The organism is Geothrix sp. 21YS21S-4 (assembly GCF_030845995.1).
In the GTDB taxonomy this organism is placed as follows: Bacteria; Acidobacteriota; Holophagae; order Holophagales; family Holophagaceae; genus Geothrix.
On record NZ_CP132719.1, the window covers coordinates 2479542 to 2502320 of the forward strand.

Genomic DNA, 22779 nt, shown 5'->3' on the forward strand with positions numbered 1-22779 from the left:
TATGGCCCGCCGTCACTGCGGCGGGGCGGGGTTCGGGCGGCTGGGCCCGGGAGCGGGGCACCCCTCGGCCTGAAGGGGCGCGGGCATCCGGGTGAGGGCCAGGGGGATGACCTCGTCCATGTGGCTCACGAGGTGGATGCTGAGCTGTTCCCGGATCTCGGCGGGGATGTCCTCCAGGTGGCGGGCGTTCTCGCTGGGGATCAGGACGGCAGTGCGCCCCTGGCGGTGGGCGGCCAGCAGCTTCTCCTTCAGCCCGCCGATGGGCAGGACCCGGCCCCGCAGGGTCAGCTCGCCGGTCATGGCGAGGTCCCCCCGGGCGGGAATCCCCGTCAGCACGGAGATCAGGGCCGTGGCCAGGGTGATTCCGGCGCTAGGCCCATCCTTGGGGATGCCGCCCTCGGGCACGTGGACGTGGAGGTCCACCGTATCCAGGAAGTCGCGCTTCAGCCCCAGCCGCTCGGCGCGGGCGCGGACGAAGCTGAGGGCCAGGTTGGCGCTCTCCTGCATCACCTCGCCCAGCTTCCCGGTCAGCTTCAGCTGGCCTTTGCCGGGCAGGACGGCCGCCTCGATGATCAGCAGATCCCCGCCCGTGGGCGTCCACGCGAGGCCGTTCACCACCCCCGGCGGGGCGGTGTCGTCCAGGCGGGTGTCCAGGAACTTCTCGGGACCCAGGAGCTTCGGAACCCGCTCGGCGGTGATGATGGGGTCGAAGGGCTCCCCCGCCGCGTCGGAGGTGTGGGGCTGAAGGGTGTGGCGCGCCAGCTTGCGGAGGATGTTGGCGATCTCGCGCTCCAGCTGGCGGACGCCGGCCTCGCGGGTGTAGGCCTGGATGAGCTTCTCCAGCGCCGCCGGGTCGAACCGCACGCCCATGTCCTGCATCCCGTGGCCTTCGAGGGCCCGCGGAATCAGGTGCTTCTCGGCGATGGCGAGCTTCTCCCGGGCGGTGTAGCCGGACAGTTCCAGGACCTCCAGCCGATCCTCCAGGGGCTCGGGGATCTGGTGCCGCACGTTGGCGGTGGCGAGGAACAGCACCTGGCTGAGGTCGAAGCCCACGTCCAGGTAGTGGTCCTGGAAGTTGGCGTTCTGCTCCGGATCCAGGACCTCCAGCAGGGCGCTGCTGGGATCCCCGCGGAAATCCGAGGCCATCTTGTCGATCTCGTCCAGGAGCATCAAAGGATTGCGGACCTTGGCCTTCTTCATCAGCGAGATGATCCGGCCCGGCATGGAGCCGATGTAGGTCCGGCGGTGGCCCCGGATCTCGGCCTCGTCGCGGACGCCTCCCAGGGACAGCCGCACGAAGGGCCGGTTCAGCGCCCGGGCGATGCTGCGGGCGAGGGAGGTCTTCCCCACGCCCGGAGGCCCCACCAGGCACAGGATGGGCCCGCGGAGGGGTGGGTGGCCCGCAACGCCGGCTTCGGCAGCGTCTCCACCCACCTCCGTCCCTGGGCGGTTCCGCAGGCGGGCCATGACCGCCAAGTGCTCCAGGACCCGGGCCTTGATCTTGTCCAGGCCGGAGTGGTCCTCCTCCAGCACCCGCTCGGCCTCGGGGAGGTCCAGCCGCTCCTCCGCCATGGCCTTCCACGGAAGGGCCAGGAGCCATTCCAGGTAGGTGCGGCTGACAGTGGCCTCGGCGCTCTGGGGGGGCATGGCCTCCAGCCGCTCCAGCTCCTCCAGGGCCTTGGCCTTCGCGTCGGCGGTCATCCCGGCGGCCTCGATCTGATCGCGGAGCCGGGTGAATTCGTCCTTCTCCTCCTTCTTGCCCAGCTCCTGCTGGATGACGCGCATCTTCTCGTTCAGGACGTACTGCTTGTGGTCCTGATCCAGGCGCTGGCGGGTCTTCTCGTCCAGCGTGCGGTCCACTTCGGACCGGGCGGAATCCAGCTCCAGGAGCCGCATCAGCGCTTCCAGGCGGGGCAGGATGTCCAGCTGCTCCAGGATTTCCTGCTTCTGCTTCACCTCCGCGGGCACCAAGCCGGCGACGGTGTCGATCGCCTTGCCCAGAGGCAGTTCGCGGATCTGATCCAGGCTGAGGAGCCGCGACGCGTCCGGATTCCGGCCGAGGAACGCCTCCACCGCCTGGTGGAAGGCCAGCAGGGATTCCCCCGCGGGGGGCACGGGTTCGGGGAGAAGCGCGGCCTCCGCCTGGATGACCTCGCCCCCGTCGTCGTAGCGGCGCAGGTTCACCCGGGCGATGCCCTTCACGCCCACCTTGTAGTAGTCCTTGGGCAGCGCGATGACCGACTCCACCAGGGCCAGGGTGCCGATGGGGTAGAGGTCGTCCTGGGCGGGCGTCTCCACCTTGGCGTCCTTCTGGGTGAGCATCAGGAGGTGGTCGCCGGCCTTGATGGCCAGTTCGAGGGTCCGCACCGACGCCGAGCGTCCCACCACGAAGGGGACGCGCGCGCCGGGGAACAGCACCATGTCCCGGATGGGAATGGCCGGCAGGGTCAGGGTCTTGGGAACGGCCAAGGAACGCCTCGATTCATGCGGAGAGGGGTGGGGAACACTGCAAAAGCGCCTAACAAAAAGCGACCCGCGCAGAGGGTCGCAGAGAGGGCGAGGGATGCGGCGACGGCATCCAGCTCATGCTCGTCCTTCTCCGCGATCTCTGCCACCTCTGCTTCCTCTGACGGGTCCTTGAACGGCCTGGCGGCCGGATGTCCTCCGGGATCAGCCGGCGGCGGAGATGGGCTGGGTGGGAATGCCCAGGACCTCCTCCACCTTCTGGCGGGTGACGCGGAGGGATTCGCGCCCGGTGCGCTTGTCCGACGGCAGTTCGTACATCGGCTCGAGCAGGATCTGCTCCACCAGGCTCCGCAGGCCGCGGGCGCCCAGCTTGCGGGTGAGGGCCTGCTCGGAGATGGCATCGATGGCGCCGTCCTCGAAGGTCAGGTCCACGTCGTCCATGTCGAACAGCTTCACGAACTGCTTGGTGATGGCGTTCTTGGGCTGGGTGAGGATCGCCGCCAGGGCCTCGCGGTCCAGGGGCGTCAGGCCCGCCACCACCGGCAGGCGGCCCACCAGCTCGGGGATCAGCCCGAACTTGATGATGTCCTCGGGCTCCACCAGGCGGAGCAGGTTCTCCTTGTCCTCCTTGGAGGAGGGACGGGAGCCGAACCCCACGGCCTTGGCGCGGATGCGCTGCTTGATGATGTCCTCGATCCCCACGAACGCGCCGCCGCAGATGAACAGGATGTTGCTGGTGTCGAGCTGGATGAACTCCTGGTGCGGGTGCTTGCGACCGCCCTGGGGGGGAACGTTGGCAACGGTGCCCTCCACCAGCTTCAACAGCGCCTGCTGGACGCCTTCGCCGCTGACGTCGCGGGTGATGCTGGGGTTCTCGCTCTTGCGGCCCACCTTGTCGATCTCGTCGATGAACACGATCCCGCGCTGGGCCCGCTCCACGTCGTAGTTGGCGGCCTGGAGCAGCTTGGTGAGGATGTTCTCCACGTCCTCGCCCACGTAGCCGGCTTCCGTCAGGGTGGTGGCGTCCGCCATGGCCAGGGGCACGTCCAGGAACCGCGCCAGGGTCTGGGCGAGCAGCGTCTTCCCCGTGCCCGTGGGGCCCAGGAGCAGGATGTTGCTCTTGGACAGCTCCACTTCCGACCCGCCCAGGGCCTTCCGGGGGGTGAGGATCCGCTTGTAGTGGTTGTAGACGGCCACGCTGAGGCGCTTCTTGGCGCCCTCCTGCCCGATGACGTAGTCGTCGAGGAAGGCCTTGATCTCCTTGGGGCGGCTCAGCCGGGCCTCGTGCTTCCCGAGGGGCTTGCCCTGGCGGCTCATGCGGAGCTGGAGCTGGCCCGCCTCCAGGCATTCATTGCAGATGAACGCCTCGGGCCCCGCGAGCAGCTGCTCCACTTCGTGGGGCTCCTTGCTGCAGAAGGAGCATTTCTGCTCGCGCTTGTACTTGTTCATGGGACTTCCCCTCCTGGGGGCAATGCATAAGTGGCGGCTGACTGGCGCCAGGAGGCGCCGGACGGCGCCGCGGCTAGGCTACATCGTGAATGGTCTTGAGTTCCAGAATCTCGAAGCGCCGGATGCCGGCGGGGATCTGAACGCGCACTTCCCCTCCCTCTTCCTGTCCCACCAGGGCCATCCCGATGGGGGAGCTGATGCTGAGATGCTGGGGATGGCCGTCCAGTTCCTCGGGCAGGACCAGCCGGTAGGTGAACTCCTCTTCGGAATCCAGGTCCAGGATGGTCACTTTGGACCCGTACGCGGCCCGGGTCTTGGGCAGGCGGCTGATGTCCAGGCTGGCCACCTCGGCGATGCGCTTCTCCAGCGTCACCAGCTTGTTCTGGAACATGTCGCGCTTGGCGAGGGCCTGCTCGTATTCGGCGTTCTCGGACAGGTCGCCCTGCCCGGCCGCCCGGGCGATCTCCTGGGGGATATCCACCAGGAGGGCCTGCTTGAGGTCCTTGAGTTCCTTTTCCAGCTTCGCGAGGACGTGCTTGGGCATGGCGAGTTCCAACGGAAAGGGGTCAAAAAAAGGCGGGCCGTGGGGCCCGGGTCAGCGGCGGAGGGTTTCGTACGATTCTACCCACTCCGCAGGAGGAAGCGGAGCGGGAAGGGGGTTCCCCTGCCCGGGGCGGGTCTTGAAGCGGCGGTGCATCCAGAACCACCAGCGGGGGTCCTTGCGGATCTGGCCCTCGATGCGCGCCGTCATCAACTGCGTGGCCGTCCAGGCGTCGCGAGCGGCATCCCCGGTGACGGGCACCTCGAAGGGCGGATCGAACCGCACGGTGTAGGAGCCGTCGCCGTTGGGCCAGCTGAACACGGGAAGGACCGGCAGCCCGTAGCGGGCCGCCAGACTGCCCGCCGTGCCGAAGGTGGAAGCCCACTGCCCCAGGAACTTCACCCACACCCCGGTGGTGAGGGCGTCCTGATCGAGGAGGAAGCCCACGCCCCGCCCCGCCTTGAGGGCCTTGAGCGTGTCGCGCATGGCGCCGTCCTTGAGGATCACGCGGTTCCCGAAGCGGGTGCGGAAGGCCAGGGAAATGGGCTCCAGCAGCGGGTTGTCCAGTTCGCGTCCGATGGCGTCGAGGGTGCGGCCGTGGAGGCTCTGGCCCAGGGCGATGGCCTCCCAGTTGCCGTAGTGGCCCGTGAGCTGGATGAAGCCCTTCCCCGCCGCCTGGACCGCATCGAAGTGCTCCAGCCCTTCGACCTTGATCCAGCGGTTCAGTTCCTCGGGCGTGGCCCGACGGAGGCGCAGCAGGCCCACGAACAGGGCCCCGAAGTGCCGGAAGCAGGCCCGGGACAGGGCCCGGGTCTCGGCCTCGGACAGGCCCAGGTCCGCGAAGCGCAGGTTCTCCCGCACGATCCGGCGGTGCCGGCCGTCCACTAGATAGAACAGCGTGCCCGCCGCCTCGCCCAGCGCCTGCACCGTCGTCCACGGCAGCCGCCCCAGGATCCCGTCCAGCAGCCGGAACCCGGCGTACTCCACGCGGTGGCGGAGGGAGGGCGCGGGGGTGGAGGAGGAGAGGTCGGCCATAAAAAAAGGGGCGCCTCGGTGAGACGAGGCGCAGGGTGGAAGTCTACCAGGAACCCTCCTCAGGATTCCTTGACCAGCCTTTTCAGCAGTTCCGTCACGCCTCGGCCCGGGAAAGGGGCATGGTCATGCACCGCGGGCCACCGCGGGCGCGGCTGAGCTCGCTGGCTTCGAGCTGGATGAGGTATTTGTTCCCGTCCAGGAGGTTCAGGGCGGCGTCCTCCAGGACGTCCTTGACCGTCAGCACGCGGTAGCCGGCCCGGTCCAGGGCCTCCGCGGTGGCGAGGTTGCGGCCGTAGCTGGTGATGACTCCGGGAGCCAGGCAGAAGGCGTTGGCGCCGTCCGTCCACTGCTCCCGCTGCTGGAGGATGGGGTCGTTCCCGCCGCAGAAGATGGGCCGGAGGTCGATGCCCACGTCCTTCAGGGTGCGAAGGAGGTTGGGCGAGGTGTGCATCCGGAGTTCGGGATGGCGCAGGTCGATGCGGGTCACGTTCAGCAGCTCGCGGCTGCCGTCCACGAAGTAGGGCGGATAGACCAGGCATTCGCCTTCGCTGGTGCGGGTGAAGATCGTATCCAGGTGCATGGCGCTGCGCTTCTTGGGCATCAGCACCATCAGCAGGTGGTCGAAGCTGCGCTCGTCCTCGGCCCGGTGGGCCCGGAGGGCTTCCGCCAGGAGGTAGATGGCGTCGGCCTGGGTGCGCTCGCTGCACCCCACCGCCAGCACCTTGCGGTCGAGCACCAGGACGTCCCCGCCCTCCAGGCTGACCGGCGCCTTGATCTCGCCGCGGACCAGCGGCGTCACCTGGTCGAACCACTTGTCGTGCTCCGTGTGGTGCTTCAGGCGCGGGTGGTGGCGGAACACGTAGCTGAGGATCAGCGGCTCGCGCTCCCGGGCCCAGGTGGCCATGGAGTTCACGCTGTAGCCGTCGCCGATGACCGAGGCCGGATCCCGCATGAACAGCAGGTTGGGAATGGGTCGCAGCCGGTAGTCGAACTCCTGCTCCCAGGGCGTGTGGCCCGGCATGTCGTCCCAGGGCACGCCCCCGATGACGCTGCGGGCCGCCTCCGCCGAAGTCATGTCCCGCAGCAGGTTGCAGGTGTCGTCCGGCAGGCCCACCAGGCGGCGCAGGTCCTCGATGAAGGCCAGCTTCACGCCCTCGTCCTTCAGCGCCTCGATGAACAGGTCCTGAATGTCCAGCACCTCGTCCGCCACCCGCCCGAGGACCGTCCGGAACTGGGCGTGCTCCTGCCGGGCCAGATCGCCGTACAGGATGTCGTCGAACAGCAGCTTCTCCATCATCCCGGGCACCATCTGGTCCACTTCCGCCCCGGGGTTGTGAACCACCACCTGCTTGAGGCGGGCGGTTTCCGAAAAGACCGAAAGGTGGATGGGCTGCATAGGCATCCTGAAGGCGTGGAACCCCGCAGACTAGCATGAAACCCGCTTCCCGCCTGGATCTACAAAGGCTTTGGACCTTCACGTTCCACATTGTTTACCAAATCTGTCGGATATTTTTCTTGTGGGGGGGTGGAGGCCGGCCTAGCCTGGTACTTTCCACCGAAACTTCGGGGCACAGCCCCTTTTGGAGGCTTTCCATGGCCGCATTCGTCACTCAGCCCGCGCCCGATTTCAAGGCCGACGCCCTGGTCAACGGCGAGTTCAAGCAGCTCTCCCTGTCCGACTACAAGGGCAAGAAGGTCGTGCTGTTCTTCTACCCCCTCGATTTCACCTTCGTGTGCCCCACCGAGATCCTGGCCTTCGCCGACGCCCTCCAGCAGTTCGAGGCCCGCAACACCCAGGTCATCGGCGTCAGCGTGGACTCCAAGTTCAGCCACCACGCCTGGGTCAACACGCCCCGCAAGGACGGCGGCATCCAGGGCGTGACCTTCCCCCTGGTCTCCGACCTGAACAAAACCATCGCCCAGGACTACAACGTCCTGCTGCCCGCCGGAATCGCCCTCCGCGGCCTGTTCATCATCAACAAGGACGGCATCCTCAAGCACATCACCGTCAACCACAACGACCTGGGCCGTAGCGTGGACGAGGTCCTCCGCCTCCTCGACGCCATCGACTTCAGCGAAGAGCACGGCGAAGTCTGCCCCGCCAACTGGCACAAGGGCGAGAAGGCCATGAAGCCCACCTCGGAAGGGCTGAAGAACTACGTCGCCGCCAAGTAGACGAGCGGAGGAGAACGGCCAGCGGGCGCCGCAAGGCGCCCGCGCTGCGTACTCGGGGCGGAATGGCCTTCCCGCCATGACCATCCGACCCAGCGCAGCGAAGGGAGGATAGGGCCGCATCGGCGCAGCCGAGGGCCGGAGGCCCGAGCCAAACCTACCTCGGAAGGGCTCAAGAACTACGTTGCCGCCAAGTAGATAGGGGAAGAACGGCCAGCGGGCGCCGCAAGGCGCCCGCGCTGCGTACCCGGGCGCGGAATGGCCTTCCCGCCATGACCATCCGACCGCAGCGCAGCGAAGGGAGGATGGGGCCGCATCGGCGCAACCGATGGCAGGGACACACCCCGAGGGGCTGAAGGACTACGTCGCCGTCTAAAGTCGGAACCGCCTCACCTGGACCTGAAGGGCCTCGGACAGGCGGGTGAGTTCCTGGGCGGTGCCGGCCACTTCGGCGGTGGAGGAGGACATCTGGATGGCGGCGGAGGCCACGGCGCAGGCGTCACGGGAGCTGGCATCCACTTGGCGGGCCACGTCGGCGCCGGCCTTGGCCTGTTCCACCGTAGCCGCCGCGACGCTGCGGGTCTGGTCGGCGAAGGCCCCCAGGCTGTGGCGGATGGCGTGCAGGCTGAGGACGGCGGCCTCCACGGTGGATTCCCCTTTGGCGATGGCCTCCTGGGCCGCGGCGATGAGGCGGGTGACGTCCTTGGCCGAAGTGCCGCTCCGCTCCGCCAGTTTCCGGACCTCCTCGGCCACCACCGAGAAGCCCCGCCCCTGGGCGCCCGCCTTGGCCGCCTCGATCGCGGCGTTCAAGGACAGGAGGTTCGTCTGCCGGGCGATCTCCTGGATCACGTCCACGGACTGGACCATCTGGCCCGCCACGTCGGCGATCTCCACCATGGCGCCGTTGGTGGAGGTGCCGGCCGCCTGCCCGGCATCGGTGGTCTCCAGGGCCTTTTCCAGCAGTCCGAGGGACGACTGTGCCCCGCGGTCCACCTCGTCGATGGAGGAAGAGAGCTGCGTGACCGCCGCCGCCATGCGCTCGCTGCCCGACCGCAGGTTTTCCGAGGCGTGGGCAATCTCCGATGAAGTCGAGGCCATCTGGTCCGCGGAGGCGGAGAGCTGGCAGGCGCCGCTGGCCACCCCCTCCACGCCGCCGCGCACGTCCGTGAGCACCGACCTCAGCCGGTCCACCATGGCGTTGAGACGCTCGCCCATCTGCCCGAACTCGTCCTTGCGGTCCAGCGACGCGCGGGTGGTGAGATCCCCCTCGGCCACCGCGCCCAGCACCTGGCCGAAGGAGCGGAGGGGATCATGGATCCCCTTCATCAGCGCCCAACCCAGCGCCATGCCCGCGGCGATGCCCAGCACGGAAAAGCCCAGTCCCAGCGCGAGGCCGACCCGGGCCTGGCGCTCGCCCGCGGCGATGGATTCCTCCGCCTGGCGGGCACCGTCCTTCACGAGCTGGGCCCCCAGGGGCCCCATGGTCCGGTCGATGGCGTCCACCTGGTCGCGCAGGATCCGGCGAGCCACATCCAACTGGCCCTTGCGGACCGCGGGGAGGACCAGCTCCCGGCACAGCCGCCGCTGTTCCATTCCCAGATCGTGGTACTGGGGGCCCACCCGCCGGGCCAAGTCCGTGGCGAGGGTCTTCTCGTAGCGCGCCCAGGCCCCGGCGATCCCCTGGTCGAGCTTCTCCAGGTCCTGTTCGATGGCGGCGATCTCCTCCGGACCCGCGGCCCGGAGCAGGTTGTTGGTCAGGACCAGCGCCCGCAGCATGGACGTGCGCATGACCGTGAGATCGCCGGTGGGCAGGAGGTTCTCCCGGTGGATCCGCCCCGTGCGCTCCTGGGCGGCGAGGATGTCCTTCATCGCGAGCCCGCATACCCCGATCAGCAGAAAGGAGAATATCCCCACCACGAGGATGATCTTCCGGCGGACGGGGAGGTTCTGGAAAGCCGCGCCGAGCATGGGAATCCTTCCTCCCTCGCGGGAGTTGCGCGGCGGGCCGGGCGCATGGCCCACCCCGCCGCGAATCCTGCGGTTCCGTTCAGAAGGTGTAGAGGATGCCGACGCCGAAGCCGGTCGTGGAGGAGCCGGGGGCGACCCCGCTTCCCACCGGCGGGAACAGCGCGTAGCTCGCCGACCGGTCGTTGCTGATGCCGTAGACCGAGGCGAACAGATCCGCCGTCTTCGACAGCGCGTAGGTGTAGCCCGCGCTCCACTGCACGCCCCCCAGCCCGTTCGTGGTCGCCGGGCCTCCGCCCGCCACCTTCACGCTGCCCGCGCCCGCGGACCCGTAGGAGCCGAAGACCTGGTGCGGGCCCCACGTCTGCTGCACCAGCAGGTACCACACGTCGCGCTCATAGTGGCTCACCTTGCCCGCCGCGGTCTCGTCGGTGTCGTAGCTCAGCCGCTCCACGATCGCCGACACCTTCGTTCCCGTCCTGAACCCGTAGGCCGCCACCAGTTCGTGGCCCTCGTCCTTGGACGCCGCGTTCGTCGCCGTCGCTCCGGGCGATCCCCCCAGTTGCGACAGGCCGAAATAATCGGTGTGGCGCTCGTACCCGTAGCTGACGTTGAACGCCCCGGCCTTGTAACTCAGGAGCCCCGACCACAGCTCGGGGCTCACGGACGGCACCGTCCCCGTCGGCTGGGTCGTGCCCTCGTTCGCAGAGTACGCCACCCGCACCGAGAACCCCTTCATCACGGGACTCCAGTACTGCACGCTGTTTCCCTGCCGCCGGTTGAACGCCGCGTCCGCCTTCCCGTTGATCCGGCCGCTCTGGGTCGTCGTCCCCGGCACGTTGAATCCGGGGCTCGCCGTCAGCACGTCGTCGAAGGGGGTCAGGCCGCGCAGCGCCCCCACGAACAGCAGGGGGTACTTGTAGGGCGTGTCCCAGTTCCCGTAGAACACCCGGCCCCAGCTCCCTTCCAGCCCCAGGCAGCTGTTCCGGCTCGTCAGGCTGTTCGGCGCGTCCCCATCGGGGCTCACCGCGCTCTCGATCTGCCAGATCACTTTCAGATCGTCGTTCACCTTGAAGCTGCCCCGGAACCCCAGGTTCGACGTCCCCGACGTGATCCGGTTCCGCGCGGGCAGGTTCCCCTGGTCCCCCGTGTAGGCCGACGCCGCCACCTGCGTCGCTCCGCCGTTCGCGGGCGACAGCCCCGCCGCCGTCGCGCCGCTGCTCTTCACGTGGTCCATGAACGGCAGCAGCGTCCCGTAGATCTGGACGTCGCTCGCCTGCGACCACATGGGCACGCTCGCCGCCAACAGAAAAAACGCATATCGATGCTTCATAAAAGGATCCCTTCAGGAGTGGACATGGTCCGCGTCCAGAGGGTGTCCCCGGGAAATCGAGCGATCCAATACTTCCTCGACGGCCGATTGAGAGCTTCCGCTTATCGGTCGAGCAGGTCCTTCGGAGGCCCCGGAACGTCGAGCGTCGACAGTTCCTCGATGAAGCGGGCGAGCAGGGGCGAGGCGTTGTCGTGCCGCCACACGGCGATCAGCTCCAGCAGCGGGGGATGAGTAAGGAGCGGGCGATAGATCAGATCCTTCATCTGGAGGTTGCGGCTGAAGGATTCGGGAACCAGCGCCACGCCCAGTCCCCCCGCCACCAGCATCAGCCCCGTCTGGATGAGGCGGGTGTGCAGGATCCGCGCGGGCACCACGCCCGCCTGCGAATAGGCGCCCAGCACGAACTCGTAGTAGCCGTGGGCGGCGTGCCGGATGGGGAGGATGGCCGTCTCGCACGCCAGCCTGCGGAGGTCCACCCGCCGCATCCGCGTGAACTCCGGCGTCCGCGGAAGCGCCGCCACGAAGCGTTCGCGGGTGAGAACCTGCGTCCGCAGGTCGTCGTCCTTGAGCACCGCGTGGAGCACGCCCAGATCCAGCTGCCCGCGGTGGAGGCAGTCGATCTGGTCGTCCGGCCCCAGCTCCTTCAGGACGATCTGGGCCGAGGGCGCCTGGGTCTGGAAATGCTTGAGGGCCGCAGGAATCACGTCCAGGGCCGCGGTGCTCACGAATCCCAGCGTGAGCGAGCCGGCCTCGCCCCGGTCCACCCGCTGGGCCTCCTGCATGGCGGCCCGGGCGTTCTCCATCAGGACCTTGGCCCGCTCGTAGAACACCTTGCCCGCGGGAGTGAGCAGGACCTTGCGATTGGACCGCTCGAACAGCGTGACGCGCAGTTCCTCCTCCAGATGGCGGATCTGCTGGCTGAGGGCGGGCTGGGCCACGTGGACCACCTCCGCCGCCCGCCGGAAATGGAGCTCCTCCGCCACCGCGAGGAAGTACTTGATCTGGCGAAGTTCCATGCCCTTTTCTCCGCTGAGGAGCGCCGGCCCATGGGATGACTATCCGGCCGGATCGGCTTTCACGACTGATATTTATTCACGATCAATCAGTCATCAAATAAGTATTGGATTCCTCTCCCCGCGCGGCCAAATCTACATCCGCATCGCAAGGAGGAACCGATGAAAGCGACTCTGGAACCCAATGCCATCACCGTCGGGAAGGCGGACGAAGTCTCGGACCTCCGGTCCGCGCTCCGGCTGCTGGCCCACATCCCCGGCCAGCTCCTGTGCACGGACGCCATGGTGGATCCGCACGCGGAACTGTCCGGCGTCTACCGCCACGTGGGCGCCGCCGGCACGGTGATGCGCCCCACTCAGCTCGGCCCGGCCATGCTGTTCAACACCATCAAGGGCTACGAAGGACACCGCGTGTCCATCGGGATGCTGGCGGACCGCCGCCGCGTGGCCCTCCTGCTGGGCACCACGTCCGAACGGCTGGGCTTCCACATGTGCGAGGCCCTCAACCAGCCGATCCAGCCGGTCATGGTGGGGGCGGAGAAGGCGCTCTGCCAGGAAGTGGTCCACCGCGCTACGGATCCCGGCTTCGACATCCGCAAGCTGATCCCCGCCCCCACCAACACCGAGGAGGACGCCGGCCCCTTCATCACCATGGGCCTGTGCTACGGCGCCGATCCCGAGAACGGGCAGGAGGACGTGACCATCCACCGCCTGTGCGTCCAGGGCCCCGACACCATCTCGATGTACTTCGTCCCGGGTCGCCACCTCGACACCTTCCGCATCAAGGCGGAGAAATCCGGCAAGGCCCAGCCCATCTCGATCAGCATCGGCCTGGATCCCGCGGTCTACGTGGCGGCCTGCTTCGAGCCGCCCTCCACGCCCCTCGGGTTCAACGAGCTGAGCATCGCGGGCGCCCTGCGCGGCAAGCCGGTGGAACTGGTGGACTGTCTCACGGTCAAAGCCAAGGCCGTGGCCCACGCGGAAATCGTCATCGAGGGCGAGCTGATCCCCGACGTGCGGATGGTGGAGGACCAGAACACCGGCACCGGCAAGGCCATGCCCGAGTTCCCGGGCTACAACGGCCCCGCTAACCAGTCCCTGCCCGTCATCAAGGTCAAGGCCGTCACCCACCGGGTGAACCCCATCATGCAGACCTGCATCGGACCCAGCGAGGAGCACGTCAACCTGGCGGGCATCCCCACCGAGGCGAGCATCATCACCATGGTGAACCGCGCCCTGCCCGGGCTGCTCCAGAACGTCTACGCCCATCCCAGCGGCGGCGGGAAGTACGTCGCGGTGCTCCAGGTGAAGAAGGGCATTCCCGTGGACGAGGGGCGGCAGCGCCAGGCGGCGCTCCTGGCCTTCTCCGCCTTCTCCGAACTGAAGCACGTGATCCTGGTGGACGAGGACGTGGATCCCTTCGATTCCAACGACGTCCTGTGGGCCATGGCCACGCGCTTCCAGGCGGACGCGGACGTGATCGCCATCCCGGGCGTGCGCTGCCACCCGCTGGATCCCTCCCAGTCGCCGGAGATGAGCCCGTCGATCCGTGGGAAGGGCATCACCTGCAAGGCCATCTTCGACTGCACCGTGCCCTTCGATCAGAAGGCCCGCTTCCACCGCGCCAAGTTCATGGACGTGGACCTCGAGAAGTTCCTCGTGCCCTCCACCCGGCCCCTGAACCTCTAGGCCCTCCCGGCCGCCGGCTCTCCCGCCGGCGGCCGTCCTCTTCTCCGCCCCATCTCCCTCCGCAGGAGCCTGCATGCTAGGTCCATTTGTCAACGGCGCTTCCGTCGTGATCGGAAGCCTGACCGGCGCCTCCCTGGGCAACCGGATCAGTGAAAACCTCCGCACCAAGATGCCGCTCGTCTTCGGCATTTCGTCCATGGGCCTCGGCATCGCCATGATCGTGAAGGTGAAGTACCTCCCCGCGGTCATCCTCGCGCTCCTGGTGGGCACGATGATCGGCGAGCTCATGCACCTGGAGACGGGCATCCAGAAGGTGGCGGCCAAGACCAAGGGTTTCATCGAGAAGTTCGCCAAGCCCGCGGACGCCAGCCTCACCCAGGACCAGTTCCTGGAGAAGTTCGTGGCCATCCTCGTCCTGTTCTGCGCCAGCGGCACGGGCATCTTCGGCGCCATGAACGAGGGCATGACCGGCGACACCACGCTGCTGATGGTCAAGTCGTTCCTCGACCTCTTCACCGCGGCGATCTTCGCCACCGCGCTGGGCTACACCGTGGCGACCCTCGCCATCCCCCAGTTCGTCATCCAGGCCTCCCTGTTCCTGCTCGCCACGAAGATCCTGCCCCTGACCACGCCGGCCATGGTGGCGGACTTCTCCGCCTGCGGCGGCCTGATCATGGTCGCCACGGGATTCCGCATCGCCGGCATCAAGCCCTTCTCCGTGGCGAACATGCTGCCCGCGCTGTTCCTGGCCATGCCGATCTCCGCCCTGTGGCTGAGGTTCTTCGTCCGCTAGCCCGCCAGTCCCCCCTCCCGGTGCGAGCGGCCCACCGCCCTCGCACCGGGATGTCTTCGTGAAGGAGCACGACCATGCCCACTCCGAACCGCCTCATCGTCGGCATGAGCGGCGCCAGCGGCGCCATCCTCGGGATCGAACTCCTGAAGGCGCTCCAGACCTTTCCCGGCTGGGAGAGCCACCTCGTGATCTCCGGCGGCGCCCGCCGCACCATCGAGCATGAAACGGGCCTCACCGTGAAGGAAGTGGAAGCCCTCGCCACCCGCTGCCATCCCCTCGACGACGTGGGCGCCAGCATCGCCAGCGGCACTTTCAAGACCCACGGCATGGTCGTCGTCCCCTGCAGCATGAAGACCCTCGCCGGCGTCGCCACGGGCTACTCCGACAACCTCCTCCTCCGCGCCGCCGACGTCGTCATCAAGGAGCGCCGCAAGCTCGTCCTGGTGGCCCGGGAATCCCCGCTCAGCCCCCTCCACCTCCGCAACATGCAGACGGCCTCCGAACTGGGCGCCATCCTCCTTCCACCGGTCCTCACCTTCTACAACCATCCCTTCACCATCGAGGACATGACCCGTCACATCGTCGGCAAGATCCTCGATATATTCGGTCTGGAGATGCCCAGGTTCCAGCGATGGGGCGAAGCGGGCGCTTCCGCGGAGCGGTGTGGATAGGAAAAGGCCCATGCGGCGCGTCATCGTCCTCGGAGGGGGATTCTCGGGCCTGCTGGCCGCTTGGCGGCTCCATCAGCGGGGCTTCGAGGTCCAGGTGTGGGAGGCCTCGGACGCGCCGGGCGGCTGGGCTCGCACCCTGCCCTGGCCCGGCCTCCGCGGCGAACCCGGCTTCCTGGAACTGGGGCCCCAATCCCTCCGCGTGGCCCGGGGCGGCGCCCTCGACCGGCTGCTGGCGGAACTGGGCCTGGACCTGCGCGGCTCCGGCCCCAAGGGCCCCCGGTGGCTGGGTAAAGGCGGGAAGCGCCATCCCAGCCCCGCCTCCCTCACGGGACTGATCCGCACACCGGACCTCGGATGGATGGAGAAGCTCCGGCTCCTGGCTGAACCCTTCGTTTCCCGGGCTCCGGGGTCGGAGGATCTCCGCGCTTTCTTCGCCCGGCGGCTGGGCGAAGGCTTCGCCCGGGAGCTGCTCCCGGCGCTGGTGGCCGGAGTCTTCGCCGCGCCTCCCGAACGGATCGGGATGGAGACCCTGCCTCGGCTCAAGGCGCTGGAGGCCCGCGGCGGACTGCTGATCGGCGGCCTTCGCGCCGGCCCGGAGTGGACGCGCGTCCCCGCGGGCGGGGTGGGCGCGGTGACCGCGGCCCTGGCGGCCCGGCTCGACGTGCGCCTGGATCGAACAGCCACCTCCCTCGCGCCCCTTCCCGGTGGCGGATGGCGGGTGGAAAGCGCCGAAGCGAGCGAGGAAGCTGATGCCGTGGTCCTCGCGCTGCCGGGAGGACCCGCCGCGGTCCTGCTGCGCGCCGCGGCGCCGGAAGCCGCCGGACTGCTCGAAGCTATCCCCCGCCTCGACCTGCGCGTGTGGCACAGCCGTCATCCCCTGTGGCCGGGCTGGGAGCGGGGCTTCGGACTGCTGATCCATCCTCCCGAGGGCGGCGGCCTGCTGGGAGCCGTCTCCTTCGCGATCGGCGATCCCCGCGGCGTGCCGGGCCTGATGCAGGTGCGGACCTACCTGGGCGGGGCCTATCCGGTGGCCTCCGCCCTCGACGCGTGGCCCGGCGTCCTCGCAGCGCTGCGCCGCTGGCTGCCGGAGCTGCCCGAGGCGGTGCAGGTGCGCGAGGAGCCCTGCCCCGGCGCCTTCCCGCTGCTGGAGCCCGGCCACGGGGCGCGGGGTGCGCGGATCCTCGGCGCGCTGCCGCCGGGCCTCCACTGGTTGGGACCCGCCCGGTTCGGCCCGGGCCTGCCCGACCTCGCGGAGGGCGTGGAGGCCTGGGCCGCGGGCCTCACTTCAGGCTGAAAGCCACGGCCGCGCCCTTCGCCTGGCCCGTCCGCACCTGGAAGATCCGCGCGGGATCGGCCTGGGCGGTATCGAGCAGCCATCCGATCGCGCGCTTCGCCCGTACGTCCGCCAGCAGGGCCAGTTCGTCGGGGCCGGGGTTCAGTCCCTCCAGCAGGCGCTGCTCCATCTCCGGGGCAGGTGGAAGGGGAGGCGCCGGGACGCCCTTCGTCGCGGGAAAGGCAGCCTGGTAGGCGGCCCGGATCCAGCGTTCCCGCTCCGCGGGAGGAATCGGCTCCTTCTCGGCCTGGCCCAGCGCGCCGTTCCGCGTCCGCCGCAGCAGCGCTTCCAGGGCCGCCCGCCGGAGCGCCCCGCCGTCGGCGGCTTCGTCCACGGCGCCCTCCGCCTCCAGCCGCAGTTCCGGCCGCTCCTGGAGCGCCCGCGCCAGGGCCTGGAGTTTGGCGGTGGCCGCCGCATCCAGGGCGCTGGAACCCGGCGCGAAGGCCAAAGCGCTCAGGTCCCCCGCGTCGCTGCCGAACAGGCTGCCGATCAGGGTGAACGGCGACGTCGCGATCTTCCCCAGCAGGTTGAAGATGGCCTTCCACACCAGCCTTCCGTACTTCACGTCGGGATCGTCCAGGCTGCCCTCCACCGGCAGGTCGAAGGCGATGAGCCCCTTGCGGTCGCGCAGGATGGCCAGCCCAAGCCTCACCGGTAGACCCGTGGCGTCGGGGCTGTCCACCTTCTCGCCGAGGTAGAACTGGTCCAGCTTCACGGCGTTCTCGGCCTTCAGGTTCCGGTGGTCGATGCGCAGCCGCGCCTCCACGTCCAGCTTGCCCTTCTGCACGGTGTAGCCCAGGTACTTCCCGGTGTAGGGCGTGAAATCCGTCAGGTCGGCGCCCTGGATCCGCAGGGCCACGTCGGTGTCCAGGTCGTGGCGCAGGGGCATGGCCTTGCCCGTGATGGTGATGGGCGCGAGGCCGCCCGCGCGGCCCTTGAAGGCCACCTGCGAGACCGCGTCGGGCCGGCCCGACAGGCCCAGGTAGCTGCCTTCGAGGTCGCGGATGGACAGGGCCGCCGCCGGCCGGACGGAGCGGTCGATGAAACTGAGGCGGCCGCCGGTGATCGCCAGCTTCGCGATGGCGACATCGGGCGCCGCCGCGGGCGTGGGCGGAACCACCGCCGCGGGAAGGGCCGCGGGCTTGCCTTCGGGCGCGAGGCGCAGGGCGCGGGCCACATTGGTGCTGCCGTCCGCTTCCATCACCAGGCGCCCCTCCGGCGCCGTCCATTCCACGCTCCGGATCGCCACGGCCAGGGGCGCGGTGCGGAGGTCCGCCCCGGCGACGTTCAGCCGCTTCCACCGCAGGAAGGTCTCGCCCCGCTGGGCATCGCGCACGTCCAGGCCCTGGACCAAAGCGCCTCCCTGATAGATCACGCCGTCCGACCGGCGGCCCTCGAACGCGAAGCGCACGCGGCCGTCGGCAGCCAGGCTCCCGGAGGCGAGACGCAGATCCAGCGCCGGGTCCAGGTAGGAATCGAAGGGGGCCAGGTCCAGGCCCTCCGCCTTCACCCGCAGGTCGCCCGTGGCGCGGAGGGGCGCCAGGCTCCCTTCGGCCTTCAAGGTCCCGCTCCCCAGCTTCAGATCCAGGGAGGCGTCGCTGGAAGCCGCGGGATCCAGCGAGAGGCCGCGCCAGCGCAGGTTCAGATCGGTGGCTTCCACCTTCACGGGACGGGCTGGACCGCGGTCCTCCCAGCCCACCCGGAAGCCCGCCAGCGCCAGGTCCCGGACGAGCAGTTTGAGGGGCTTGGCTTCCTTTTCAGGGGCCGCCTTGGGCTTGGGCGCGGCCGCCAGCCGGGCCAGGTTCAGGCTTCCATCCTTGGCCGCCTGGATCCGCAGGATGCCCTGGGCCGCGGTGATGGAGCCCACTTCCACCGACGGGGCCATCAGATCGGCACGGCCCTCCCGGATTTCCAGCAGTGGCACTTCCACGGCGGGTTCGGCGGCGCCCCGCTCCGCCACCTTCAGGTCGCGCACCGTGAGGCCGAGCTCCGCCAGTTCCACGACCCGGCGTCCTCCGCCCCACTCCACGCGGTACTGGGTCCGTACCGTGGCCAGCCCGCTGCGGATCTCGGCGGCGACCTGCCCTTCCTGGTAGGGGCGGTACTTGGGCAGGGAGAGGTTCTCCACAAGGATGTTGCCCGCGGACGCGAAGGGCTGGAATCCGAGGTCCCCCTTCCAGGCGAGGTGCTCCTTCGCTTCGGTCCAGGCCTCCAGCGACACGCCGCTGCGGTGGCCCACCTCCGTCCGCAGGTTCTCCAGGCGGAAGGTGACGGGACCGAGCACCGTGCGGAAGGGCTCCGCCGCGGAGCGATCGGAAAAGGCCATGCGGCCCTCCTCCATGCGGAAGCGGCGGACCTGGAGGACCCAGGAGGACGGCGCCGCGGCGGGCGCCTCGGGCTCCGGGCCGCCCTCCAGCAGGTCCTGGAAATTGAGGCGGCCCTTGGGATCCAGGTCCGCGCGGAAGGTGAGCCCCTCCACCTCGACGGCCCCCAGGCTCACGGTCCGGCCCAGGAGGCGCCAGACGTCCAGGTCCACGTAGAGGCGGCGGAGGGTGATCCAATCCTCCCCGTTCCGCTCCGCCGCCCGGAAGCCCTCCAGCGTCACGCCGAAGGTGAAGGGGTTGAACCGCAGCTTCGCCACGGTCACCGGGCGCTTGAGGGCCGCCGTCGCCTCGCGCTCGATGCGGGGGCGCGCCAGGGCGGGTACCAGCAGGAACCCGACGAGGGCCCACAGAACCAGGATCCCCGTCGAGACAAGGATCCAGCGGTTCCATCGCCGGAGGAAGGCCGAGAGCGGAGCTGGAATGGGCATGGGAAAAGCATAGGGCCTTCGCGCCGGTGTGATTCAAGCCACATCCCTATTCTCTGGGGCCGCCCAGGGGGGCTATCCTCCTCCCGTCGCGGTGCCGCCAGGACTGCCATCCCCGAGCGTGTCGGTGCACCGCTGGACCGAGAGGCATGTGTCATGTCGGCACGACGCATCGTGATCCTGGGAGCCGCGGGACGCGACTTCCACAATTTCAACACCGTGTACCGGGACAACCCCGCGTACCAGGTGGTGGCCTTCACCGCCACCCAGATCCCGGGGATCGAGGGCCGCCGCTACCCGGCCGTTCTCGCCGGGAAGCTCTATCCCAATGGGATCCCCATCGTGGACGAGTCCGAACTGGTGGACCTGATCCACCGCGAAAAGCTGGACGCGGCCGTGTTCTCCTACTCGGACGTCACCCACGCCACCGTGATGCACCTGGCGAGCCTGTGCATCGCCCACGGCTGCGACTTCGAGCTGCTGGGCGCGGACAAGACGATGATCGCCTCGTCCAAGCCCGTCATCGGGATCACCGCCGTCCGCACGGGCGCCGGGAAGAGCCAGACCACGCGCTTCATCAGCAACATCCTGAAGAAGCTCGGCAAGAAGGTCGTCGCCATCCGCCATCCCATGCCCTACGGCGACCTCGCCAAGCAGGCCTGCCAGCGCTTCGCCGACTACAGCGACCTGGACAAGCACGAATGCACCATCGAGGAGCGCGAGGAGTACGAGCCGCACATCGACAACGGGTTCGTGGTCTACGCCGGCGTGGACTACGAGCAGATCATCCGCAGCGCCGAGAAGGAAGCGGACGTGATCCTGTGGGACGGCGGGAACAACGACCTGCCCTTCTACAAGAGCGACCTGCACATCTGCATCGCCGACCCGCTCCGCTCGGGCCACGAGATGGCCTACCACCCCGGCGAGGCCAATTTCCGACGCGCCGACATCATCCTCATCAACAAGTGCGACAGCGCCAAGGAAGAGGACATCCAGGCCATCGAGCGCAACGCCGCCGCCGTGAACGCCAAAGCCCGGGTCCTCCGCGCCACCAGCCCCGTCACCTGCGACCGGCCGGAGATCGTCAAGGACCGCCGCGCCCTCGTGATCGAGGACGGGCCCACCCTCACGCACGGGTCCATGACCTACGGCGCGGGCGTGGTCGCCGCCCGGGCCGTGGGCGCCAAGGAGATCGTGGATCCCTCCCCCTACGCCGTCGCCAGCCTCGCCGCCACTTACCGCAAGTATCCCAACGCCAAGGGCATCCTCCCGGCCATGGGCTACGGCGACCAGCAGGTGAGGGACCTCCAGGCCACCATCGAAGCCACGCCCTGCGACGTGGTTCTCAGCGGGACGCCCATCGACCTCACCCGCGTCCTCCAGGTCAGCAAGCCCATGACCCGCGTCCGCTACGACCTCGCCGAAGTGCGCGAAGGCGCGCTGGAAGCGGAAGTCCGCCGGACCCTGAAGATGTAGGACAAGACAAGTTTTCTAAACGGCCCGGCTCCGGCCGGGCCGTTCTTCGTGAGGGGAACGGGGCCCCGAACGCCGTACCCTGGACCTGAATGGAGTGCCCATTCCGAGTTCCGGAGTTCCCATGCCGAGGTTGTTCCAACCCCTGACCCTGCGCGGCCTCACGCTTCCCAACCGGATCGCCGTCTCCCCGATGTGCCAGTACCAGTCGGTGGACGGCCTGCCGAACGACTGGCACCTCGTCCATCTCGGCGGCTTGGCCCAGGGCGGAGCGGGATTGGTGCTCACCGAAGCCACAGCGGTATCGCCCGAAGGCCGCATCAGCCCCGACGATCTCGGAATCTGGAACGACGCCCAGGGCGAGGGTCTCGCGCGCATCGCCCGGTTCATCGCCTCCCAGGGCGCGGCGCCGGGCATCCAGCTGGCCCACGCGGGCCGGAAGGCCTCCAATCCCGCGCCGTGGAAGGGCAGCGGCAGCCTCCCGGAGAGCGCCGGCGGCTGGGTTCCCGTGGGCCCGAGCCCCATGGCCTTCGATGCGAACTGGACCGTCCCCACCGCGCTCGATGCCGCGGGCATCCAGGCGGTGATCCAGTCCTTCGCGGAGGCCGCCCGCCGGGCGCTCGCCGCGGGGTTCGTGGTGGCGGAACTGCACGCCGCCCACGGCTACCTGCTCCACCAGTTCCTGTCGCCCCTGTCCAACCGACGCGAGGACGCCTACGGCGGCAGCTTCGAGAACCGCACCCGCCTGCTCCGCGAGGTCGCCTCCGCCGTGCGGGCCGTGTGGCCCGAGCACCTTCCGCTGTTCGCGCGGATCTCCGCCACGGATTGGGCCGAGGGCGGATGGAACCTCGACCAATCGGTGGAACTGGCCAGGGTTCTCAAGGCGCTGGGCGTGGATCTGGTGGATTGCTCCACGGGCGGGTTGGTTCCCCGGACGGAAATCCCGCTGGGCCCCGGCTACCAGGTGCCCTTCGCGGCCCGGATCCGCGCCGAGGCGGGGATCGCCACGGGCGCGGTGGGCCTCATCACCGGCCCCGAACAGGCGGAGCAGATCCTCGCCCAGGAATCCGCCGATCTGGTCCTCCTCGGCCGCGAGCTGCTGCGCGATCCGCGCTGGCCGATGCACGCCGCCCAGACTCTGGGAACAGACGCCTCCTGGCCCGCGTCCTACCAGCGCGCCGTGAAGGGCAAGGTTCCCATGCGCACTCCCTTCACAGCGCCCTGAACAGGGCCAGCACCCGCACCTCCGCCGCGCCGCCTTCCTTCAGCGCCTGGGCGCAGCGGAGGAGGGTGGTGCCCGTGGTCCAGACGTCATCCACCAGGAGCACGATCCCCGAGGGCGCCGCGCCGGACCGGAGGGCGACGGCCTTCCGCGGCAGGCGCCGCCGCTGGCTTTCGGTGCGCACGGCCTGACGACCCACGGTCCAGCCCTTGGTGAGGAGCGACCGCCAGGGCCGGGCGATCCGCGCGGCGACAGCCCTTCCGGCTTCGGCGCCGAAATCGATTCCCCGCGCCAGACGATGGACGAGTCCCGACGGCGCGGACGTCACCTCGTCCACGTCCTCGACCCAACGGGGCAGGTCGGCCCGCGCCAGGCGCCGGAGCAGGGCCGCCTGCCAGCCCCGCTCGCCGCGCTTGACCCCCGGCACCAGCAGCGGTCCCAGGGAGGGGCGCCCGCCGCGGTAGTCCCACAGGGCGTCGCCGAGATCCCATTCCACCGGCTCGGGGCAGGGTCCCTCTCCGTGGACCAGCGCGCATCGGGGGCAGCGAACTTCGGACAAGGGCAGCAGTCCGTCCCAGCAGGAGGCGCACAGGCCGGCTTCCGCGCCGGATCCGACGGGGGCCAGGCAGCCGCGGCAGGGGACCAGATCGGCCCGGGCCCGGAGGAGGCGGGACATGAGCGAGCCGGGGAGCATGGGGCATCATAGCCCGCGCGCTGCGGGCCGCGGGAAGGCCCGATCTGCTAGCATCGCCCCAAGCCCCGGCCCTCTTTTACCGGAATTCCCTTCCGGGCTCCGCCCCCGGATCGCATGGAGT

17 protein-coding genes are annotated in these 22779 nt (G+C 69.2%); 7 read left to right on the forward strand and 10 right to left on the reverse strand.

Annotated elements, in window-relative coordinates:
- Nucleotides 1-12 precede the first annotated feature (12 nt).
- The 5 genes from lon to RAH39_RS11340 all read right to left on the reverse strand — a co-directional run bounded on the left by lon (nucleotide 13) and on the right by RAH39_RS11340 (nucleotide 6887).
- Nucleotides 13-2469, reverse strand: coding sequence for an endopeptidase La (lon, locus tag RAH39_RS11320; RefSeq protein WP_306590209.1), 2457 nt, complete (start codon nucleotides 2467-2469; stop codon nucleotides 13-15).
- 201 nt (nucleotides 2470-2670) lie between these two features.
- Nucleotides 2671-3915: an ATP-dependent Clp protease ATP-binding subunit ClpX gene (clpX, locus tag RAH39_RS11325; protein WP_306590211.1), complete on the reverse strand. Its 1245-nt coding sequence runs from the start codon at nucleotides 3913-3915 to the stop codon at nucleotides 2671-2673.
- Between the two features lie 73 nt (nucleotides 3916-3988).
- Complete coding sequence (locus RAH39_RS11330; RefSeq protein WP_306590212.1) at nucleotides 3989-4459, reverse strand: GreA/GreB family elongation factor; 471 nt, start codon at nucleotides 4457-4459, stop codon at nucleotides 3989-3991.
- A gap of 51 nt (nucleotides 4460-4510) precedes the next feature.
- On the reverse strand, nucleotides 4511-5491 hold the full coding sequence (locus RAH39_RS11335; protein ID WP_306590213.1) for a lysophospholipid acyltransferase family protein: 981 nt from the start codon (nucleotides 5489-5491) through the stop codon (nucleotides 4511-4513).
- 94 nt (nucleotides 5492-5585) lie between these two features.
- Nucleotides 5586-6887, reverse strand: coding sequence for an arginine deiminase (locus RAH39_RS11340; RefSeq protein ID WP_306590214.1), 1302 nt, complete (start codon nucleotides 6885-6887; stop codon nucleotides 5586-5588).
- A 197-nt stretch (nucleotides 6888-7084) separates the two neighbouring features.
- Here RAH39_RS11340 and RAH39_RS11345 point away from each other — a divergent pair, with 197 nt between their 5' ends.
- Entirely contained in the window at nucleotides 7085-7666 is a 582-nt protein-coding gene (locus RAH39_RS11345) for a peroxiredoxin (RefSeq protein ID WP_306590215.1), read from the forward strand.
- 369 nt (nucleotides 7667-8035) lie between these two features.
- On the opposite strand, the gene RAH39_RS11350 is transcribed toward RAH39_RS11345, so the two are convergent.
- From RAH39_RS11350 to RAH39_RS11360, 3 genes are all read right to left on the reverse strand, one after another.
- Nucleotides 8036-9631: a HAMP domain-containing methyl-accepting chemotaxis protein gene (locus RAH39_RS11350; protein ID WP_306590216.1), complete on the reverse strand. Its 1596-nt coding sequence runs from the start codon at nucleotides 9629-9631 to the stop codon at nucleotides 8036-8038.
- A gap of 79 nt (nucleotides 9632-9710) precedes the next feature.
- Nucleotides 9711-10916, reverse strand: a complete 1206-nt coding sequence (locus RAH39_RS11355; protein WP_373467328.1) for a porin — start codon at nucleotides 10914-10916, stop codon at nucleotides 9711-9713.
- Nucleotides 10917-11062: 146 nt separating this feature from the next.
- Entirely contained in the window at nucleotides 11063-11977 is a 915-nt protein-coding gene (locus tag RAH39_RS11360) for a LysR family transcriptional regulator (RefSeq protein WP_306590218.1), read from the reverse strand.
- Nucleotides 11978-12136: 159 nt separating this feature from the next.
- On the opposite strand from RAH39_RS11360, the gene RAH39_RS11365 reads away from it, so the two are divergent.
- The 4 genes from RAH39_RS11365 to RAH39_RS11380 all read left to right on the forward strand — a co-directional run bounded on the left by RAH39_RS11365 (nucleotide 12137) and on the right by RAH39_RS11380 (nucleotide 16421).
- Complete coding sequence (locus RAH39_RS11365; protein WP_306590219.1) at nucleotides 12137-13663, forward strand: UbiD family decarboxylase; 1527 nt, start codon at nucleotides 12137-12139, stop codon at nucleotides 13661-13663.
- A gap of 73 nt (nucleotides 13664-13736) precedes the next feature.
- Complete coding sequence (locus RAH39_RS11370; RefSeq protein ID WP_306590220.1) at nucleotides 13737-14456, forward strand: DUF554 domain-containing protein; 720 nt, start codon at nucleotides 13737-13739, stop codon at nucleotides 14454-14456.
- Nucleotides 14457-14530: 74 nt separating this feature from the next.
- Entirely contained in the window at nucleotides 14531-15127 is a 597-nt protein-coding gene (locus tag RAH39_RS11375) for a UbiX family flavin prenyltransferase (protein WP_306590221.1), read from the forward strand.
- A gap of 10 nt (nucleotides 15128-15137) precedes the next feature.
- On the forward strand, nucleotides 15138-16421 hold the full coding sequence (locus RAH39_RS11380) for a protoporphyrinogen/coproporphyrinogen oxidase (protein WP_306590223.1): 1284 nt from the start codon (nucleotides 15138-15140) through the stop codon (nucleotides 16419-16421).
- Here RAH39_RS11380 and RAH39_RS11385 read toward each other — a convergent pair.
- Nucleotides 16408-19272 (reverse strand): DUF748 domain-containing protein, encoded by a 2865-nt coding sequence (locus RAH39_RS11385; RefSeq protein ID WP_306590224.1) that lies wholly within the window; start codon nucleotides 19270-19272, stop codon nucleotides 16408-16410. The two genes, RAH39_RS11380 and RAH39_RS11385, sit on opposite strands and share 14 nt — an antisense overlap.
- A gap of 153 nt (nucleotides 19273-19425) precedes the next feature.
- Between RAH39_RS11385 and RAH39_RS11390 the strand changes: the two genes are divergently transcribed.
- Nucleotides 19426-20745, forward strand: a complete 1320-nt coding sequence (locus tag RAH39_RS11390; protein ID WP_306590225.1) for a cyclic 2,3-diphosphoglycerate synthase — start codon at nucleotides 19426-19428, stop codon at nucleotides 20743-20745.
- A gap of 121 nt (nucleotides 20746-20866) precedes the next feature.
- Nucleotides 20867-21967 carry an NADH:flavin oxidoreductase/NADH oxidase gene (locus tag RAH39_RS11395; RefSeq protein ID WP_306590226.1) on the forward strand — a complete coding sequence of 367 codons (1101 nt, stop codon included), beginning with the start codon at nucleotides 20867-20869 and terminating at the stop codon, nucleotides 21965-21967.
- Here the strand turns inward: RAH39_RS11395 and RAH39_RS11400 are convergent.
- Complete coding sequence (locus RAH39_RS11400; protein ID WP_306590227.1) at nucleotides 21954-22640, reverse strand: ComF family protein; 687 nt, start codon at nucleotides 22638-22640, stop codon at nucleotides 21954-21956. The two genes, RAH39_RS11395 and RAH39_RS11400, sit on opposite strands and share 14 nt — an antisense overlap.
- Nucleotides 22641-22779 lie beyond the last annotated feature (139 nt).

Excerpts from the sequence above, each read along its gene's own strand:
- RAH39_RS11330 (WP_306590212.1), bottom strand. The coding sequence starts at position 4,459 with ATGCCCAAGCACGTCCTCGCGAAGCTGGAAAAGGAACTCAAGGACCTC.
- RAH39_RS11365 (WP_306590219.1), top strand. The coding sequence starts at position 12,137 with ATGAAAGCGACTCTGGAACCCAATGCCATCACCGTCGGGAAGGCGGAC.
- RAH39_RS11395 (WP_306590226.1), top strand. The coding sequence starts at position 20,867 with ATGCCGAGGTTGTTCCAACCCCTGACCCTGCGCGGCCTCACGCTTCCC.
- RAH39_RS11335 (WP_306590213.1), bottom strand. The coding sequence starts at position 5,491 with ATGGCCGACCTCTCCTCCTCCACCCCCGCGCCCTCCCTCCGCCACCGC.
- RAH39_RS11355 (WP_373467328.1), bottom strand. The coding sequence starts at position 10,916 with ATGTGGTCGCAGGCGAGCGACGTCCAGATCTACGGGACGCTGCTGCCG.
- RAH39_RS11375 (WP_306590221.1), top strand. The coding sequence starts at position 14,531 with ATGCCCACTCCGAACCGCCTCATCGTCGGCATGAGCGGCGCCAGCGGC.
- RAH39_RS11390 (WP_306590225.1), top strand. The coding sequence starts at position 19,426 with ATGTCGGCACGACGCATCGTGATCCTGGGAGCCGCGGGACGCGACTTC.
- RAH39_RS11350 (WP_306590216.1), bottom strand. The coding sequence starts at position 9,631 with ATGCTCGGCGCGGCTTTCCAGAACCTCCCCGTCCGCCGGAAGATCATC.
- RAH39_RS11360 (WP_306590218.1), bottom strand. The coding sequence starts at position 11,977 with ATGGAACTTCGCCAGATCAAGTACTTCCTCGCGGTGGCGGAGGAGCTC.
- RAH39_RS11385 (WP_306590224.1), bottom strand. The coding sequence starts at position 19,272 with ATGCCCATTCCAGCTCCGCTCTCGGCCTTCCTCCGGCGATGGAACCGC.
- RAH39_RS11400 (WP_306590227.1), bottom strand. The coding sequence starts at position 22,640 with ATGTCCCGCCTCCTCCGGGCCCGGGCCGATCTGGTCCCCTGCCGCGGC.
- RAH39_RS11370 (WP_306590220.1), top strand. The coding sequence starts at position 13,737 with ATGCTAGGTCCATTTGTCAACGGCGCTTCCGTCGTGATCGGAAGCCTG.
- RAH39_RS11380 (WP_306590223.1), top strand. The coding sequence starts at position 15,138 with ATGCGGCGCGTCATCGTCCTCGGAGGGGGATTCTCGGGCCTGCTGGCC.
- RAH39_RS11345 (WP_306590215.1), top strand. The coding sequence starts at position 7,085 with ATGGCCGCATTCGTCACTCAGCCCGCGCCCGATTTCAAGGCCGACGCC.
- RAH39_RS11340 (WP_306590214.1), bottom strand. The coding sequence starts at position 6,887 with ATGCAGCCCATCCACCTTTCGGTCTTTTCGGAAACCGCCCGCCTCAAG.
- clpX (WP_306590211.1), bottom strand. The coding sequence starts at position 3,915 with ATGAACAAGTACAAGCGCGAGCAGAAATGCTCCTTCTGCAGCAAGGAG.